Below are 14,346 nucleotides of genomic sequence, written 5' to 3'. Positions count from 1 at the left end.
GACAGATACAACCCTTAGATTTAAATGATCTTTAATGATGCCCAAAAAACAAAGAAAATGAAGATACATGGCGTATTTATTGGTATTGATCGATACAGTTCCGAGGCGATTCCTTGGTTGAGCTGTGCAAAGAGAGACGCAGTGGCACTGTTCTCGTTATTTAGTGACAATATACCGGGGGAATACAAACTGTTCTATGACGACAGCGCAACCAGGGCAAATATTGAGTCAGCCATTTCGGACCTTTCTATATGCAGCGAGGATGATATTGTGATAATATCGTTTTCAGGACACGGCAGCCCAGAACATCAGCTTGTAGCCCACGATTCTGATATTTTCAACCTAAATGAATCAACGGTTCCCTTTGATCGATTGGCAGAGTTGCTTGGTAAGATACCGGCAAGGCAGGTATTCTGTTTCATTGACTGTTGTTTTTCTGGAGGGCTGGGCGCTAAAGCACTTCAGTTAGATTTTGCTTCCAGAAAAAGTAAGTCTATCGAAGATGCGCTGAACCAGTTTTCTGGCAGAGGCCGCATTGTGCTGACCGCATCTAAAGCAAATGAGGAAGCTTGGGAAAATGTTCGTTATGGCCACGGCCTGCTGACCTATTATCTATTGCAGGCATTTCAGGGAGCCCAAGAGGTACGAAAGGATGGAAAGATTGGAATTTATAAGATGCTCGAATATGTAACTTCAAATGTTAAAACTTCGGCGAGCATAATAGGGCAACAGCAAAATCCAATGTTGCTTGGACAAATTGTGGAGGAGATTTACTTACCGGTATTCGTTCCTGGCCGGTTGTATCAGATGGCGTTTCCCGAGCTGCAACGGTCAAAAGCCGAATCGGATATCAGTTCGCTCTCCGGACTTGGGTTTGACAACCAGATAATAGATATATGGAAGGCTTCAATCCCTTCCCTTAATGAACTGCAGCTTGCCGCAATCAACGAGTATGGATTATTAGAAGGATCTCATCTAGTCGTTTCGGCACCTACATCATCGGGAAAAACAATGCTGGGAGAAATGGCTGCAATCTTTGGAGTTAAACAGCGGAAGAGAACCATTTTCCTTTTTCCGTTGAAGGCACTGGTAAACGACAAATTAAGGCAATTCGAAGAAGTCTATCTCCCGTTGAACATCAAAACAATAAAGGCTACCGGAGAAAGTACTTCTGACGATATTGGCCCGCTTATGAAAGGGCGATATGATATTTGCCTGATGACCTATGAAAAATTTACATCAATTGTATTGAATTGTCCTTTTATACTGAACCAAGTTGGAACTATTGTGATCGATGAGGCCCAGATGTTGGCCGATCATAGTAGAGGTGTAAACCTCGAGTTTACCTTGACATTGTTGAAATTGAAAAGACTTGAGGGGATTGAACCGCAAATCATTACACTATCTGCAGTGATTGGAAATCTTAATGGATTTGAAAGATGGATAGGGGCAAGATTATTGATCAAAAAAGATAGGCCGGTCCCAGTACAAGAAGGAATTTTGACATCAAATGGCTTATATAGGTCGGTAAGCTCTGATACAATGGAAGAGAGTAATGTACGCCTTATCCAGCCCGAATATAGAAAGGGTACAAGCCAGGATGTTATCATTCCCTTAGTCAGAAAGCTGGTTGCCGAAGGTAAGAGCATAATAGTTTTTAGGGAAACAAAACCTGAGGCTGCAGCCTGTGCAGAGTACCTCGCAAATAACCTCGGACTCCCGCCCGCTTTGTCCGCAATGGATGCTTTGCCTGATAAAGACCCCTCAAGAAGTTCACAGAGGCTTAGAAGAGTCTTGTCACAGGGAGTTGGATTTCATATCGCAGATCTTGATCCTGAAGAACGAAATGTTGTGGAGGAAAATTTCAGAGATAGAGCCTCGGGCCTAAAAGTGATAGCGGCAACTACAACGCTTGCCATGGGCGTGAACACACCGGCAGATGCGGTCGTGGTTGCCGGCTTGATGCATCCTGGAGATAATCCATATACGGTGGCTGAATATAAAAACATTATTGGAAGAGCCGGGAGATTGGGATTTTCTCAAAAAGGCGAGTCGTATCTTATCGCTATGACGGGAGGAATGGAACATTCCTATTGGACGGGGTACGTGATGGCTTCCCCAGAAGATTTGCGATCAAACTTCCTTATGGTCAATACCGATGTGAGGTCCCTCATCTTAAGGGTTCTGTCGGCCACCGGAAGAAAAAACGGAATGGATCCAGAGCAGATTATTTCATTCTTGGAGCAAAGTTTTGGCGCTTTTCAAGAACGCTTGCGATTTGAAAGCTGGACATGGAATGCTCAATTGATTTTAAAGGCATTAGCGGATTTAGAAAATTACCAACTTGTGCATAAGGACGTAGAAGGATTCTACCGCTCTACGGCTCTTGGGAAACTGGCAGGAGATTCCGGCCTGTTAGTTGAATCAATAATACGGGTGGTAGATTGTTTGTCGAAACTGACCGAAGCTCAAATGACCGAACCAAATTTATTGGCGCTGACACAGTTATGCGTTGAATTGGAAGAAGTCTATATGCCGATTAATAAAAGAAGCACCCAGATGGAGCCAGCGACCTGGGCAGCAGAAATAAAACGGCAGAACATTGCACATACTATTGTTAGTTCGTTTTCAAAACACGCCAATCAAACTGCCGATGTTACAGCGAAGTCCAAGAAAACGATAGCGTGTCTAATATGGATGAGTAAAACAAGCCTTGCAGATATCGAGAACATACTTATGCAGCACAATGTGTCAAGTGATGCGGCAGGGGCTTTGAGATCCGTGGTTGCAAGAACATGTGATGTACTCCCTACAGTGGCCGCAATAGCTGAACTCACTGTTGGGGGGCAAGCTATAAGTAAGAAAATGGCGAAACTCTTGAGTAGACTGGAACTGGGCATCCCAGCGGAATCGCTTGAGATTTCGAATATATTGGGAAAGGCAATAAGTCGAGGAGAATATCTTCAGCTTTTAGGCCAGAGGATATTGACAACTGCAGATTTCAATGCCGCAGATGAGGATGTTCTACTTGCAATACTAGGTAAAGATAAACTTGGCCACTGCCGGGATAAAATGGAAAAAAAAGATAGAGAAAATATTGTTGCATCATTACAAAATCTTCCAGAAGTACCTCTTTACTAAAGGTTAATAATCGGTTATGCTTAGGAGAATAAGTCTCATGATATTTGGTAAGTCTGGATTTCGCTTTTAAGTCAAAACTGGATCACTTGATTTTGCTAGACCCGATACATAATAATTCCATCTCAAGCCATTTAGCTGATCGCATATCAGCGATGGAGCTTTTCTTATTGTTGATAAAATCCTAGACGATCTGAAACGTAAAAGGGGGTGAAAGTAAATTCAAATGATTAGAGGCTTTAACAGATGATCGACGAGTAAATCTAACTAAATATGCAAGTGACCTTACATATGGTATCCGGCACAAATATTGCTAAAGCTTATTAATCAGGCAACAAACAAACGTATGAAAACCATCATCCTATTTCTCATTACAATGGTCATCAGCACCGGCGCTCTGCTTGCATCATTGAGCATGAAAACCTACCCATATATTGGGCCAGCTATAGCCTTTGCTGTTGTACTACTTTTTATGGGCTACATTACCGGAAAATCCAGAAGGAGGTCGAGACAACGTGAAAAAGAGCGCCTGTTTTACCAGTACTTTATAGCCCTGCAAAACAAACGCTCCAGATTTTAATTAACCCCGCCGTCTGGCATGAACCTCAATAAGGTGCCTTTCCTCCCCATAATTCAACGCCTCTAAAATTTTAATTTGACTGGTGTTGAATGCGATATACTCATTTTGATAGTCGCCTAAATCGGATATGATTCCATCGTAACCTGACTTTTTGAAATGCGCGTTCGCCTCTTCGGTATTTAAAGCATCGTACAGATCTGCAATCTCACCCAAATCAATCTCCCGGTTGAGCAGCGACAACGCTGCCCTTGGCTGTAGTTTCCTTTCAAAAATTATCTCGCAGATCACAGGCGCTTGTTCCAGGGTGGAAAATATCCCGTGGATCCTTAAATCCAACGGTTTAGTAATCGAAACTTCAGCACTATACACTCTCGGGCCAAAAAGCAGGGCGTTTTCCACCTTATCAGCAAAAAAGAAACCATGTACAGTATTTTCCCACTCTGTATTGCTGCGTCTAAACCTGTCATCAAATTCGCCGAAATCGTAATAGGAGCCGTGGTAGAGCACCTCCGGAATTTCTAACTTCATATTCTTTAAATTATCTGCCCCTGGACAGGCCGAGATGCTGTTCAAGCGCATCCAGCTTTTCCTTCAGCACATGATTATAGCAATTGCCCTGAAATTTGAACCTAAGCTCGTTATACAGATATTCTCGCTTCTGATCATCATACCCAATCTGCATCAGATCACTCTCTTGGAGCCATGTATGCAAGAATCTGCCATCATCATATCTGAACCTGCACGCCCCATAATAGCCATTTCCATGCTCCACGTAGGAGGACTCGAAATCCAGCCCGAAGTGTGAGGCGATGATTACCAAGTCTTCGGGATTGGGATACCAATCGGTCTGGTATTCCACCCTCAGCATGCCAGGTAGATGGGCAGCTTCGATATAGGCAAAAAAGTGTTTTGGCATTTCGATAAAAAAATGAGGCCACTGGCCTTCCTCAGTCTTGGGTTCACAGGCTTCCATCTGCTCAAAAAAATGCGCGGCCACCATTAAATCAGAATCCGGCCCATGAAAATTAACTTCATTAAAAACATGATTGGCCATAGTCTATGCCTCCAGAATTTTCAATTGTTCCGCAATTGGATAATTTGCCACCAACATTTCAATTTTTGTTTTTTGGTTTCCTGCCTTCGCATTCACCGAGACCTTTTGTCTGATAGACCACTTCTGCCACTTCTGGGTAATGATATACTTCTCCAGTATAGGTGAGGGATACGAGGAAAGCAGGAACTTACCCTTGATTCTGCTCAACAGGTACAATAAGCTTTCATAATCCTGCTGGCTATATCCATTGTAATGACCGCAATCAGAATTGTAGTAGGGTGGATCCAGGTAGAAGAATGTATGGTCAGAATCCCGGCTGCCTATGATGTAAAGGGCGTCAGCACATTCAATCTGGCAGTTCTGTAACCGGATTGCGAGATCTTCGGTAAAACCCGATTTATGATGATGGATTTTTTTAGTGGTGGTGTTACTGGAAATATCAAAGCCCCAGGTTCCATCCAATTGGGCGCTGAAACTTTGAGAGCTCAACACCCATACTGCCCACGCGCGTTTCAAGTCAGAAAACATATCGGGATTCGCATAAATAACGGATGCACGTCGGTGCATGTCCCGGCTATGCAGACTAATCCTCACTTCTTTCTCCAGGCTAACAAAGTCCTCCTTTGCCACCCTGTAAAAATTCACCAGCTCCCTGTTGGTGTCGTTGATGACTTCAATCTCCGAAGGCCTCTTCGCAAAAAACACCGCTGCTCCGCCAATGAATGGCTCACAGTACAGTGTATGCTTAGGAATTAGGGAAACGATAGTCGCGGCAAGCTTTTGCTTACCACCATAATAACTTATAGGTGTTTTTAACCGAACCTTACGCATAAATATATTTGGTTTAACGTCCAATCTTTGGAAGATTGTCATGATCAGAATCCTGATCCCAGGGATGATCCCTTTTCTCAGGCAGATCAGAAGATTTAGTCAAGTCAGCCTGCCTGGCACCGGATTCCAGCTTTTCGATCTTATCCGGAAAAATCTGCCGGTCAGAAATCCTGCTGAGTGCTTTATCATATATTTCCAGTGATCTGGACTGCGGATTAGCAGCAACATAAACAGGAAACACTTGATCAAACAGCCGCATTTCTGTTTTAAAAAGCTTTCCCTTGGCCAGATCCTGCAAAGCCATTTCCCGGATAGGCCCGGAAGAAAGATTGGTAAAGGGATATTTATCTATACTAGCACCAAGATCGTATCCATATTCCGGATAAAATTTCCGAAGCGGATGCTGTTCATATGCATCTATTACATCCAGGTTAATCTTTAACCATAGCTTCTTACTCTCGGGCTGAGCTTCATTTGGCTCAATTCCTTCCCTGCGGGACAGAAAAACATCCTTTTGAATGGAAAATCCAGAGAGCAACCGATAAGCCTGCAAAGCCGTTATCCTGTGGTCACGTTCCAGATCAAAGGCGTGCGAACGTGGTGTTATCTCCAGTGGCTTAAACAAAAAAACCTGATAGTCATTCAGAAAAACCGAATCGGAATTTTTACTTTTTGCAAAGTTGAGCCTGTATTTGACAATATCCTTGTTTGGGGTTCCCAGGATCCTGGATTCCTCAGAAAGGTATGAATTGTTGAGTCCGAGGGTAAATGTATTAAAGCCCTTTTCCAACGCCTGTTGTAACACACCGTTCAGCCTTGTGCCGAAGCCCAGATTATCTAAAAGTTTTTTGAGGTACTCAAAATTTTTCTCGTTCATAATTAACTGTTAAAACATTCGGAGCTGGCTGCCACGTACCGGCGGCTCATAGCCCATTTCTTTTGCAAAATGTTCTGCCAGTTCCTGCACGAATTCGTTAATGCTTTGGTAAGGTGTATCCTTAAGGTAGTCAGTATGAAAAAAGTGAGACCGATAACCAGTCTCACTGATCACTACAGAATTGGATCGAAATTCAACATGAGCAAACATTGGATCCTTCCCATCTTCTTTTTTCTGTGGCCACCAGAAGCAATAGTCAACCTTAACGGGCTCATCAAACACCACGATGTCCAGCTCCAGATTCTGTTTAAAATACTCAGGAATAATCATTTGATTTCAATGGGTTAGTACTTTGTTCAGCGTGATCGGCCCCGTCCTTGAGTATACTCTTGCTGATCAAGATTGGGCAAGTCCTTTTGAGCCTGCTGACGCTCCATTGCGGCCAAAGCCATTTTAAACCCAGCAGTGTACTCATCCTTCTGAGGTTTTTTATCCCCTAGCAAATTTCGGAGACCCCTGAGCAGCAAATAAGAAATGCCTCCATCCATCAGAACAGAAACTACCAGTGCGATACGGTCAGACAATATTCCATTAGGTTCTGAAGCGCGGTGTTGAAAGGTTGTCCCGTCTGAAAGTTCCACCGGCTCCCCAAATTGAAAGGCTTCTTTTTGCTTTTTTGTGAGTAGCTCCCCGTTAACCCTGTCAGGAGCCTGAACCTGGTTGGGAATATAGGATATAAATTCCTTTGTGCCCGCGTCATATTCAAAAATCAAGCTTTGAACCTTACCATCCGGTCCTTCCACCGCCTTTCCAATACTTGCAACCTTTCCTTCGGTTAACATCTTCATGTCTTTTTCAGTTAACAAAGGATGAGACTGAATCTCATGGTGAATTGGATGGGCCTGTAAACTGACCTGGCCCGAATCAGACCTATGCAGGGACAGTTTAACATCCAGCCGTTTGATTAAAAAGCCATCCGCCTGGACGTTTTCCAGGGTAACCAGGCCGGTACGGCGTCCGGCAAGCATGGCCCGAAGGTCATCAGACGACAGCACCGGTTTACCATCTTTCCATAGCCCAATTCTGCTCAGGCCGTCTACTGGCAGTTCATTTTCTAAAAATAAAGGTTTCATAAAATTAAGATTTAAGGTTAACGTTTTAATCCATAAGCCGCATTGGTCTCCGGTTCCTGGTCGTGCTGTTTTTCCATCACCGCAGATAAATCCAGAACTGGTCTGCTGACTTGAGTGGCCTTCGCCTGAACCAGCGAAGCATACAGTCCGTCGGATTTAGACAGCGTAAACTGTGCGCCATTGCCCAAGTTCTCCATCCTAAAGCGGCTTTGTTTAAGGAGGCTGACCACACGATAGACAGTATTGTCATAGCCAATCTCGTCCCCCATCTGAAGGTTCTTAACTGGTCGCTTTTCTACCTCAGCCACTTTAAGTTCTTCCTGCTGATCCTGTTTCTGGATGCGAGTTCGCTCAAAGTCCATCAAATAGTTGAAGATCTTTTCGGCATCAGCCGTCGCAGCATGAATTTCAAACGGAGTATCCGTCAGAATTTGGACCCAGTCTTTCACGTATGCGATATGTTGGCCCGGATCGTGCCCGATCTGAAGCTCCTGACCGATTAACAAGGATGCAATTTCTGCTCTCAATTCTTCCCTGGCATACGCCTCAGAGCCGAATTTATTCATTAGGCTCCGGTCAAGCCTGGAGGGGTGTCCACTCCAGTGACCTGCCTCGTGCAGTACTGTGGCGTAAAATTTTCCTGGGCTGTCAAACTGCGCTTTCAGTGGCACTGTGATCTGATCAGCGAGCAGGCTGTAATAAGCCCGGTTTCCGGCACGGTACACGATATCGGCACCGGTACTTTTGATCAGTTGCTCGGCTCGCTCCAAAGGGTCCCATCCTAGCTCTGCCGGATTGATGATTTTCAGTTCAGGGATGCCCGCTACCTGCCGCGCATTGAAGACCTTCGCGCTATTGATGATCGGCTTTTCCAGCTTCACCAGTTCCTTTTCAGGTTTACCATAAGCATCTAAAATCGGTTTACCTTGCTGGTCACGTTTTGTCTGTTCATCATAAAAGCGGACATACTGGATGGTAGTACCATGCTCGCCCTTTTTTACCTGCCAGTCTTTGGATGCCGCTTGGTTATAGGTCATCCACCGTGGATCATCATACCCGGCAAGTAACAAAGAGAAAGTATTGATCCCCTTATAGCGGTTACCCGAAATGACATTATAGGGAAGTTGAAAGGCTGGGCTGCCTGCTGCCGTCCATGGCTTTTGCCATGGCGCAGTGCCCGCTTTGAGTTGTTCAATCAGTTTTTCCGCAACCTGCACATGCAGGGCTTTAGGCGCTTCCTTTTTAGTACTCATCCTGATCCTCCTGTAAAAAGTATTCGTCTTCAGGAAACTCATCGGCATAATCGGCACCGTAAATGGCGGCCTCTTCTGGTGTGAGCTCCATTTCTTCTCCTTCAGCAAGAAGCTGGAGCTTCCGTTCCAGCGAACGGTTATAATACCAGTCCCCGGATTCATAAGGATTGTTCATGAATAAAGAATTAATTAAAAGACTATTGATTATTGGCCAGAACTAATAGAAATCGTAGTGGATTTATAGGATAACCACGAAATTTGATGCTTAAATGAAGGTGTGGCCCGGTGGCCCTGCCTGTATCACCTGTCAGGCCAAGACACTCCCCAGTCTGGACATCTTGCCCTTGGGTAACTATAGAAACGGATAAATGACCATAAACAACTTCAAATCCGCCATGTTCCATACGGATAAAGTTTCCTAAAACTGGATGAAATCCCTGAGAAGTTACCCTTCCGCCTATAATCGCATATACAGGCTCAAATTTGGCAGACAAATCCACGCCATAATGAAAATCCCTGCTGCCCGTGACCGGATGCTTACGCCACCCAAAGCCAGAAGTTAGCCTAAGGGAGTTTAAAGGGAGACAAAATTGGGCGGGCAGGTAAACTGGAGAAAACAACAGCAACACCATAAGCATGATGAATGTTCCATGCCGGTTACAGAACCAACTCATTATCTGCCCATCCCAATGCTATTGCCCTGCTGAAGGTCAGTTCCATAGTCCATCTCAAGCATTTCTGGTAAAGGACGTGTTGCGAAATCGAGTGCCTGCGGACTATCCTTCAAAGCTGCCATGGCCTCCATGATCTGACGGGGGCTACCCGTACTCTGGTGCATGCTGAGCCTGAGCAGACTTTTAAAATCTGCTATTTTTAGTTGCTTTACTTTTTCTAAAAGATCTTTGTACAATTCGTTATGTGGTTTTAATACCAGAAGTGCATCGCTGTGGTAACTTCCAGCACCTTTGTTCCCAAATGCTACTACAATGGTGTCGCTATGCAGATCCGCTCCGATAACCGTTCCCACCTGCCCACGCATCAGCACAGGATCCTGGGTGAGCTGGGGATGTACCATCACTGGCATACCTAAGAGTTCGTCCATAAGTTAATTGATTAATAAAATTTTATTTGCCCATGCCCGGCCTCATTGAACCCTTCATTGCCGGAGGAACTTGTGCCGGACGTGCTGCCGGTTTAAACTGCTTGACCAGTTCCTGTACTTCATGGGTAATACGGTTAAAATTCTGAAGCAGGATTTCATCCCTGCGTCCTTTGAAATCATAATATAGGGGTAACTCCCTGTAGGCTTCTTCTTCTTTTTTAATCGCATCCAGATCCAGGTTCACCCTGCAATGAACGGTGGAGGGCTCAAAACTGCCCGTGTATTCTTCTATGGCGTCAGAGGCCAACAGACCGACCATTTCCCCGGCCTTCAAAGCAGCTATTTTACCTGCCGGAATCAGTGGCTCCAGTTTTTCACTCAATGACAGTGAAACCTTACTTCGGTCAATAGATACACTTTCACTGAGCTGCTTTACCTTTCCAAATATGCGCTCCAGCCAGTCCAGTGTGTCTTTGTTCTGCACCGATCCGGACAAAACATTACCAACAATAGAGGTGATTGTAGCGGCCGTCTCTTTGCCATATTGCTGCTGGATCTGTTGCATAGACTGAAAGCCTAAAAGCGTGGCGACCTTATTGGAACGTGCTTGGGCCAATAGTAGGTCCAGACGGTTTACCATAAGCGATGCTGCCTCATCTATAATCAATCCTACAGGCAGATTACCCTTTGTATTGATCAGTTTGGTTATCCGGTTCAATACCACGGAATAACAGGCCGCATTGGTGCTTTGGGTCAGCGGATCATTCGCCAGGATTAATATTCCGGGAGAGGCCGGGTTATTGATCTTCAGATCGAAATCGTCACCGGAAAACACCCAATAAGTTTCCTTAGTAGCAATGCGGCTGATAAAGATTTTTAAGGTACCCACCTGGCCTTCCAGCTGCTCAAAAGCTTTGGCCTTGTAGGCTGTCATGAACGGCGATAAAAGTGAGCTAAGCTCTTTATTGGAAAAAAGGGTACTGAAGATCTCTTCGTAGGAACAGTTCAAAAAGGCCAGTACATGAGGAAGACTGGAATATTTCCCGCCGTCATGTTTACTGAAAAAATAGATGCAGGCGGCAAGGAAGTTGATCGCCGACTGCGTAAAAAACTGGTCAGATCCGCCGGACTTATCCCCCTTCTTTAAAGCTTCAACCAAGCCTTCCGCTGTCTCGGAGGCATCAGCTAGGCTTTGCAAATAAATTGCTTTCCATGGATTGATGCGCCTGCTGCGTTCCGGTTCATTAAGGTTGATTACATGAAACCTAAAATTCTGGTAATCTCCTTTTTGCCTGGCCAGTAAATAATGGTAATATGCAATCTTGCCCAGGTCCGGAAACTTGATGTCATAAATCACCAGGCAGGCCCGGTTTGCGATCATCCCCCTGATTACCGGCATCACGACCGAAAAACTTTTACCGGATCCGGGAACCCCAAGCAGGATCATACCACGGTATAAATTTTGTAACACGATATATCCCTTGCGTACCTTTCGCTTATAATAAAAAAGCATGGGTATGTTTACGGCATGGGAATTAAGAACGGGCTCGGTTGCCTGCATGAAACTTTCACCCTCAACATTCCATTTGTCTTTCCCCAGCTTGGAGCTGATGATCTTTGAAATGTTGTCCATGGCCAGATGTAAAAGCAAACAGCCGGTAAAGGAACAGGCCATATAGGCCAGCTCATACCAGTTGGCCAATGCAACCACCTGCTGCCCTGGCTTTCCATAGCACCAAAGTCCGACACCCAGAATGAACAAGGCAGCGCACATAGGGTAAACGATACTGTTTTTAGGGTTGAGGTCTTTTTGTTTCCGGCTAAGGGTTCCTACGGAAGTCAGGCAAATGAGCAGTAGGGTAAAGGCCTTACTGTATAGCGGAGCCTGGTAGATCATCATTTTGCTTAACCCCTGGAAAAATCGGTGAAGACCGTAATGTTCCGCCCAGGGGAAAGCAAGTATTTTAACGGCATATACAAATACAAGGATATCGAAAGCCACAGAAAGGTATATGCCAAATTGCAGCAGCCTGTGCAGGTGCTGCTGTTCTTTGGATTCTTCCATAAATCTATTGAAAGGTGGGTCTCGGTGCTGCCCGTAGAGACATTGAGCAATTGTTGTAATAAGCAACTGGGACACGCACATCCCAATGCACCGGTAAATTTTTAACGCGAATTACCGAAATGACTAGTCATAAGTCAAATTTTTAATGCTAACTCGGCATTTTCTGCAAATTTTTTAGGTTAGGGTTGATCTTACTACGTTTAATAAAAAAGGAAAGATATAAAGCATCAGCCTTATCACATCTCCAGATAATCTTTAGCATAACAGACTGGTTCAAAATTGGATCGAACCACTTCGAAATGCAAACAATTGGCAGTAATCCCAATTTACTGCCGAATGTTTGATAAGAAAATCGCCTTATGCTGAGGTCACAGGCAGCGCAATCGACTACTTTTTCTTTTTTTGCTTTCCCTTTTCGGCAAGACTTACATGCAGCAATTTTTCAAGGGGAGATAATTGCGAGGCAGCATGTTTGCGGATAGTTTCCATGTTAAGCGAAGGAATAAACTTACTGGTCGGCGTACCTTTGATATACAGTTTAGAGCCCTTTTTAAAGAGCTTTATCATCTTATCGTTGCCATCTTTTCCATCTGCTTTTTTAACTTCTTTAATCTTCAGGAACTTACATATCCCCGGCAGGTCTGCTAAAAACCAATCTTCTATCATCCGGCTGGCCATCACCTGTGTCAGTTCAGAGATGCCTAGATCCGCCACCCTTGATTTAACCTTAGTCCAATTCACAGGCGGGCGTTTTGCAAACTCAAATACATCGGTATCATAGCAGCAGACAACTTCTACATCCTTCGGGTTATGCTTCACCAGGATCTCATTTTGAAGTTTTAGCGCCATTTTCGTTTCAAAACGATTAATACCCCCAAGATTAATGACTTTAAATTCACGAAGCTTGTTAGAGGACTGAGCCTTATAGTACTGAATCAATGCATTATAAAACTCCTTTTCTGTCTCTCCCTCAACAAAGATTACAATTAACTTCCCGGCCATCAGTCACACAATTCGTTTAACACCTCTGACTCGCCCATGGCACTGTCAATCATTTGATCGAATATGAAGTCACCAAAGGACATGCCTTCTTGCTGGGCAATATCAGTGATCTTTTTCAGCTTGGACTTTTTAATCTTCCTAAAGGTAGCTAGTCCTTTTTTATTAGGCATACCAATACTGATTTGCTCAGCATCAAGGTATTGCAGTAAATACGGAGAATGACTCGTAATCATGATCTTGGTATTCTCCAAAATACCACTTAAAATCTGAAGCAACTTTTGTAGCAAACCAGGGTGAATGGAATTTTCCAGCTCTTCAAAAGTAATCAGCGGTACTTTATTAATTTCAGCAGCAATGGCCATAGCTAGTACATAGAAAAGCTTTTGCGATCCGGAGGAAAGTCTATCAATGGCCGTGTATTGGTTGCAGTTGCGCTCTTTTACCTGGATATCATATATTTTTTCAGGGAACTCCAGCGGAACATTAACCTTCTTTCGGCTGGAGATAGCCTTCATATCTATTTCAACTGGTTCAAAATCCTCCAGGCAAGGAAGGAGGGTCATCACGGCATCTCTAAAGATGTTATAAAATGGCGACTTTAGCTTTTCAAGACTGTAGATAAAAAATGCTACATCAAATTCTTCTGGTACTTTTACTGAGTATTCTGTTTTAACTACATCTTGAGCGATACGTCGGAACAATTTGTCGGGGTGTTCCAGGGTATTTACGTTCAGTATTGAAATCTCATTGATCTCTGCCAGAATGGACAGATAAAACAAATCATCAAAGTTGAGCAGTTTATTGATCACCAGCTCATCGGATTTGATTTTTACCGTACGGTCACACCTTCCGCTGGGAGAAGGAAGATAGGTGGCCTTTTCGAATTCCCTCAGAATGTAAGTCTTAAACTTAGCTTCTTTTGCGCTTTTCACCTTAAGCGATTCTGAACGTATAATTTTCCCGTCCTTTTTTTTGTTCTTGATCCAGTCAAATGAAAAAGCATATAGAACGGTCTGAATGTCCTTTTTTAGACCTGTTTCAAATTCAATTTCAAAATGATAGGGTAATTTATCATTATGGATATTGGTCGGGATGTACGGCATATACGCCATCATGTTATCCTTCTTTGCCGTATTTGCCTTAATGAAATCAATAGCAAAATCTAAAGCAAAGATTGCGTTGGATTTCCCGTAGTTATTCAAGGCCACAAGGGCGTTAAATTTAGAGAGCTCAAGCTGAAAACGGTCCAGGTTCGCAAACCCGCCGACCTCAATGCGTTTAATAAGCATACGTTATATTTTAATGCGTTTA

General features: G+C 44.0%; 15 protein-coding genes. 2 read left to right on the top strand and 13 right to left on the bottom strand.

What is annotated here, in order from left to right; genetic code table 11:
* Nucleotides 1-57: 57 nt before the first annotated feature.
* Together DU508_RS21770 and DU508_RS21765 are read left to right on the top strand one after the other, a co-directional pair.
* The gene (locus DU508_RS21770) at nt 58-3,141 is read left to right on the top strand and encodes a DEAD/DEAH box helicase (RefSeq protein WP_158542232.1); all 3,084 of its coding nucleotides are present in this window, start codon (nt 58-60) and stop codon (nt 3,139-3,141) included.
* A 343-nt stretch (nt 3,142-3,484) separates the two neighbouring features.
* Nucleotides 3,485-3,718 (top strand): hypothetical protein, encoded by a 234-nt coding sequence (locus DU508_RS21765; RefSeq protein WP_233509700.1) that lies wholly within the window; start codon nt 3,485-3,487, stop codon nt 3,716-3,718.
* Here the strand turns inward: DU508_RS21765 and DU508_RS21760 are convergent, their stop codons facing one another.
* The 13 genes from DU508_RS21760 to DU508_RS21705 form a co-directional block, all read right to left on the bottom strand.
* On the bottom strand, nt 3,719-4,246 hold the full coding sequence (locus DU508_RS21760; protein ID WP_115404778.1) for an ADP-ribosyltransferase-containing protein: 528 nt from the start codon (nt 4,244-4,246) through the stop codon (nt 3,719-3,721).
* 10 nt (nt 4,247-4,256) lie between these two features.
* The gene (locus tag DU508_RS21755; protein WP_115404777.1) at nt 4,257-4,772 is read right to left on the bottom strand and encodes a DUF1281 family ferredoxin-like fold protein; all 516 of its coding nucleotides are present in this window, start codon (nt 4,770-4,772) and stop codon (nt 4,257-4,259) included.
* A 3-nt stretch (nt 4,773-4,775) separates the two neighbouring features.
* Nucleotides 4,776-5,645, bottom strand: a complete 870-nt coding sequence (locus DU508_RS21750; protein ID WP_233509699.1) for a DNA adenine methylase — start codon at nt 5,643-5,645, stop codon at nt 4,776-4,778.
* A complete protein-coding gene (locus DU508_RS21745) occupies nt 5,617-6,480 on the bottom strand; it encodes a hypothetical protein (RefSeq protein WP_115404775.1) in 864 nt (287 codons plus the stop codon). The genes DU508_RS21750 and DU508_RS21745 overlap by 29 nt, the downstream gene beginning before the upstream one ends.
* Before the next feature lie 9 nt (nt 6,481-6,489).
* A complete protein-coding gene (locus DU508_RS21740; protein ID WP_115404774.1) occupies nt 6,490-6,810 on the bottom strand; it encodes a hypothetical protein in 321 nt (106 codons plus the stop codon).
* A gap of 26 nt (nt 6,811-6,836) precedes the next feature.
* On the bottom strand, nt 6,837-7,613 hold the full coding sequence (locus DU508_RS21735) for a DUF4099 domain-containing protein (protein ID WP_115404773.1): 777 nt from the start codon (nt 7,611-7,613) through the stop codon (nt 6,837-6,839).
* A gap of 17 nt (nt 7,614-7,630) precedes the next feature.
* Nucleotides 7,631-8,866, bottom strand: a complete 1,236-nt coding sequence (locus tag DU508_RS21730) for an ArdC family protein (protein WP_158542230.1) — start codon at nt 8,864-8,866, stop codon at nt 7,631-7,633.
* Nucleotides 8,856-9,041 carry a hypothetical protein gene (locus DU508_RS23945; RefSeq protein ID WP_158542229.1) on the bottom strand — a complete coding sequence of 62 codons (186 nt, stop codon included), beginning with the start codon at nt 9,039-9,041 and terminating at the stop codon, nt 8,856-8,858. Before DU508_RS23945 ends, DU508_RS21730 begins: the two co-directional genes overlap by 11 nt.
* 22 nt (nt 9,042-9,063) lie before the next feature.
* Nucleotides 9,064-9,366, bottom strand: coding sequence for a M23 family metallopeptidase (locus DU508_RS23940; RefSeq protein WP_158542228.1), 303 nt, complete (start codon nt 9,364-9,366; stop codon nt 9,064-9,066).
* 173 nt (nt 9,367-9,539) lie between these two features.
* On the bottom strand, nt 9,540-9,968 hold the full coding sequence (locus DU508_RS21720) for a hypothetical protein (protein WP_115404770.1): 429 nt from the start codon (nt 9,966-9,968) through the stop codon (nt 9,540-9,542).
* Between the two features lie 22 nt (nt 9,969-9,990).
* The gene (locus DU508_RS21715; protein WP_115404769.1) at nt 9,991-12,033 is read right to left on the bottom strand and encodes a TraM recognition domain-containing protein; all 2,043 of its coding nucleotides are present in this window, start codon (nt 12,031-12,033) and stop codon (nt 9,991-9,993) included.
* Nucleotides 12,034-12,420: 387 nt separating this feature from the next.
* Entirely contained in the window at nt 12,421-13,035 is a 615-nt protein-coding gene (locus DU508_RS21710) for a hypothetical protein (RefSeq protein WP_115404768.1), read from the bottom strand.
* The gene (locus DU508_RS21705) at nt 13,035-14,324 is read right to left on the bottom strand and encodes an AAA family ATPase (RefSeq protein ID WP_115404767.1); all 1,290 of its coding nucleotides are present in this window, start codon (nt 14,322-14,324) and stop codon (nt 13,035-13,037) included. Before DU508_RS21705 ends, DU508_RS21710 begins: the two co-directional genes overlap by 1 nt.
* Nucleotides 14,325-14,346: the final 22 nt, after the last annotated feature.

The sequence above is a fragment of the Pedobacter chinensis genome (assembly GCF_003339865.1).
In the GTDB taxonomy this organism is placed as follows: Bacteria; Bacteroidota; Bacteroidia; order Sphingobacteriales; family Sphingobacteriaceae; genus Pedobacter; species Pedobacter chinensis.
Note: the sequence above shows the minus strand (reverse complement) of the source record. Positions and strands in the feature narration are given on the sequence as shown.